Raw genomic sequence first — 4,022 nt, forward strand, 5'->3', positions numbered from 1 at the left:
TTTATATTTATTCTCATATACTAATCCTATAGATATTTTACTTCCCATATCAATCTCCTCTATTATTTAATTCTAATACCATTTTTTAGCAATTAATTTTATTCCTTCATCTACGTGTTTTAATCCGTCTGCTATCTTCTTTTTAATAATATTTTTAAATATCTGAGTTTTTAATTTTGTCTTTTTTCTTATATGTCCTACATTAGTTCTAGTCCTTTTTAGATAGATTATTTATATTCTTTAGCACTTCCTTTTTAACAGATTTTCCTCCTGTTATCACTTTCCCTAATTTGGATTTTAAAATAAATTTTAGTATTTTATTTGAACTCTTATACTTAAATAATATTTATATATACAAAACTCCTTTTTGACTTTGTATCACCTACATTACTGTCAGAAAGGAGTTTTTATTCAAACTTAAATTTTTTTACGCTATCAATTTTTAGATTTAAAATTTCTTTGAGCCTATTTTTTAATCACTTGATAAAAATTATTATCTTAATTTATAAAATAACAACTTATCATTTTTTATCATTTAATTATTTACCATCAAGCTTAGGGCTTTTTAGAACTATACCGTCTTTTTATTTTACAAGTTTCTATATGTGCTATCCTTAAAGGAATAGGAAGGTGACTTTCCTTAGATATTAGTCTATTTACTATATTAGTAGAAATATCTAAATCAATGTAATTCCCTACTGATACAAAAATAGGCTTTACATTCTTATGAGTTCTTAGTACACGACCATATACTTCTCCATTAATCACTATATCTGTATATGCTCCTACAAAATTCTTGGGCATTATAAAATCAGTATTATTAATTTTATAATAATTCTTTGCAACTCCAATAGTTGGTTTTTTTAAGTATAAGAAAGCATGGGTTGCAATTCCCATATGTCTTGGATGCAAATAGCCATTACCATCAAATAAATATATATCTGGCATGATTTTTAATTTTTTAACTGTTTCTAAAACTAAGGGCAATTCTCTAAAAGCAAGACATCCTGGAATATACGGAAAATTAATTTCTCCTATTGAGTATACTTTTTCTAAAACTTTTTTTGTATTATAATCAATTATTACAATAGAACATACAGCATATTCCTTATCTTCTTCTTTCCAATATGCTAAATCAACCCCTGCTACTTTTTCTAATTTATTATAATCTAAATCATTATTTAAAATAATAAACTTTTTTAATTGATTCTGAATCTTGATTGCTGTTGCTTCATCTGTTATATTATCAAATATCATACCTTTTTCTTCCCTTCTTCTCTTACTCTTCGTATAACTTTTTAAATGTTTCCAATAACTCTTTTTCTGTATCATTGGGCTCTATTTTTCTACTAATTATATTCCCTTTTTCATCAAATTTTTCATAAGAAATTTCTATTCCATATTTCCAATATCTTCTTAATTTAATGTTTCCATTTTTATACCATATAATATCTTCTCCCAAAACCTGTCCACCGTCCATTATACAATATCTTCTAATTTCTCCCGTATCATAAAATTCAACATATTCACCATTTGGAATTCCATCTTTATAATAGGAATAATATTTTATATTACCATTATCATATTTCTCATAAAGTAATCCATTTACTGGATGTCCTCCTTCTTCCATAGGCAATTTATATACCTGCTCGCCATATTCTCCTGAATAACATACATAATCTCCATCAAATTCTATTCCTTTTTCTAAAACTTCATTTTGAGATAAAACTCTTATGTTTTTCATGATAATCACATTCTCCTAATTTAATCTTTTAACTGAACTATCAATCCTATAATCTTTAGATCTTTTTATTTTTTAAGGACTATTTTATTCATTCTTCTATCCATTTTGCTATCTTCTTTTTTATGATATTTTTAAATGATTGAATTTTTAATTTATTTTTTTTAGTAATTATTTTATCATTATTTGAGATATTCACTAATGAATTATCCGCTCCATAAAAAATAAATCCATTAAATTCAAGTCCATTAACTATTCTTAAAAACTCTATATACTTATAAAGATTGTATCTATTCCCTTTGCAATATCATTCATTATATTTCTGTCATTAATTTTCATAAATTTAACAGTTTCACTTTAATACTATTATATTTATCTTACTAAATACAAAAACATTATTTACCATTAAATATTTTTTAATTTATAGCTTTTCTAAGTCATTAAAAAATTCTTGGAAACTATCTGAGATTTTATATACATTATTTTCCTCATTTGATTGCTCAAAATACCATGAATGATCCCAATAATAAATTCCTTCATCTTCATCTTCATTTATCAAAATTATCAATCCTGTTCCAGAATCACTTCCAATTATTATACAATTTTCTAATAAATCTTCTTTATATTCATCATACCACATCTTCAAATCTACTTGTTTTATAGCTGTATTTAATCCATATAATACGTCAAATGGAATATTTTCATTTAACTCTTGCACAAAAAAAGTATAATATCTTTCTTTAGGCTTTCCACCATTATACTCCAATAGAAATCGTTTATAATCATTAGGCAATGAAAACCCTACATATTGTTCAAATTCATCTATCATTTGCATTGTTGCTTTTCCATAACCTATAAAATCCATATAAGTATCTCCTTTTCCTAATTTAGTATACTTATAATCTTACCATTTTCATTCTGCTCTTGAAGTATATCTGATTTTTTTAACCCTACAAGATGAAGTGAAATTTTTCTCAATAATTGGATTATTAAGTATTTATTTCTACTTTATCCCATGATTCATTGCCAACTATCCACTCAAATGCGTGATGTCTCCATTGAGCAATACAATTAATAATTTTCTTCTCTTTAATACTTAAATTAATAAAAGGCTTGCCATTTACTATAAAATCATTTTTATTATTATCAAACTGCGGGATATTCTCTAAAACCTGTTCATATGTATCTCCAAATATTTCTTTAACCATATCTTTAACAGATTTAACTTTGAATATTGGATTATTATATTCAATAGCTCTCCAATGCCATAACATTGAAATTTCCTTCTGTAATTTTATATCTGTCTCAGATCGTAAATTAACAATACTAAGCACTTTCTCTAATGTATGGTTCATATCTATTTGCAACACAGAATGAAAATCAGTTAAAACAAATTTATCATAATTTGATAAATTCTGTACTAATCCTAGTGTCCACAAACATGGCTCAATTGCTTCATATTGTAATTGAAAAAACAATATTTCATTTTTATTTCTAATCCCTAATTCTTGCTCAAATAATAACTTTTCGCTTTTTGTCATCATATCAACATATCTTCTATTCTTTAACCATCTATATATAGCTAATCTTTGATCCTCTCTTTGCTTTTTTGAATAATTTATTCCACCAATTATAGACTTCTCTAAAGCACATCTATCTGATACACATAGTAATATTATCGCTCTAACTATGATTTCTTTAGCGTCTTTCAATGTTATACTTCTTCCTTTCACTTATTCAATTATTTAAATAATCCAAACTACTATTTTTCAAGCATTTTATTAATCCCATTAAAAATAACATCGCTTAAAACTTCAGAATAATCATTATACCCCTTTTCTAAAAGTATTTTATCAAATATTTGTTTTATCTTACCGTCAATAATAACTGTTAGTCCATCTACTTGCTCACCATTTTCTCCATTTTTAAACTTTTCACTAATAATAGTCAATAAATCATTACTACTCATTTATACCACTCCTTAAATTCTTTAATTTATTGTTAATAAATTTCATGTAATAAATCAATCCTATCTCTAATCCAATATCTTTCATCCACTATCACGTATTCTGTCTCATCATAAAATAAACTACTTTAACCATTTGATAAAGAATTTTTTATATAATCTTTAACAAATTTTATTTCTATTGTCATTTCCTCTCATTTAGTATTTAAAAGCAATTTTAGTATTCCGGAAAATACACTATTAATTTACCATCTGGATAATTTCCATCCCATCCACATGGCCATCCTCCAGCTTTATAAACTTCAAAAATTTTTT

Annotated in this window: 5 protein-coding genes; all 5 read right to left on the minus strand. The window is 25.2% G+C overall.

The annotated features are described in order from the left end of the window. Positions 1-555: 555 nt before the first annotated feature. The 5 genes from OM90_RS11830 to OM90_RS11855 all read right to left on the minus strand — a co-directional run bounded on the left by OM90_RS11830 (position 556) and on the right by OM90_RS11855 (position 3,710). Positions 556-1,332: an endonuclease V gene (locus OM90_RS11830; RefSeq protein WP_330381874.1), complete on the minus strand. Its 777-nt coding sequence runs from the start codon at positions 1,330-1,332 to the stop codon at positions 556-558. Then, positions 1,280-1,744: a toxin-antitoxin system YwqK family antitoxin gene (locus OM90_RS11835; protein WP_058487071.1), complete on the minus strand. Its 465-nt coding sequence runs from the start codon at positions 1,742-1,744 to the stop codon at positions 1,280-1,282. The genes OM90_RS11830 and OM90_RS11835 overlap by 53 nt, the downstream gene beginning before the upstream one ends. Positions 1,745-2,162: 418 nt before the next feature. After that, on the minus strand, positions 2,163-2,606 hold the full coding sequence (locus tag OM90_RS11840; protein ID WP_058487072.1) for an SMI1/KNR4 family protein: 444 nt from the start codon (positions 2,604-2,606) through the stop codon (positions 2,163-2,165). Positions 2,607-2,730: 124 nt separating this feature from the next. After that, entirely contained in the window at positions 2,731-3,453 is a 723-nt protein-coding gene (locus OM90_RS12500; RefSeq protein ID WP_242860912.1) for a DUF4272 domain-containing protein, read from the minus strand. Between the two features lie 50 nt (positions 3,454-3,503). After that, positions 3,504-3,710, minus strand: a complete 207-nt coding sequence (locus OM90_RS11855; RefSeq protein WP_058487073.1) for a hypothetical protein — start codon at positions 3,708-3,710, stop codon at positions 3,504-3,506. Positions 3,711-4,022 lie beyond the last annotated feature (312 nt).

Source organism: Defluviitalea phaphyphila (assembly GCF_001466305.1).
Classification (GTDB): Bacteria; Bacillota; Clostridia; order Lachnospirales; family Defluviitaleaceae; genus Defluviitalea_A; species Defluviitalea_A phaphyphila.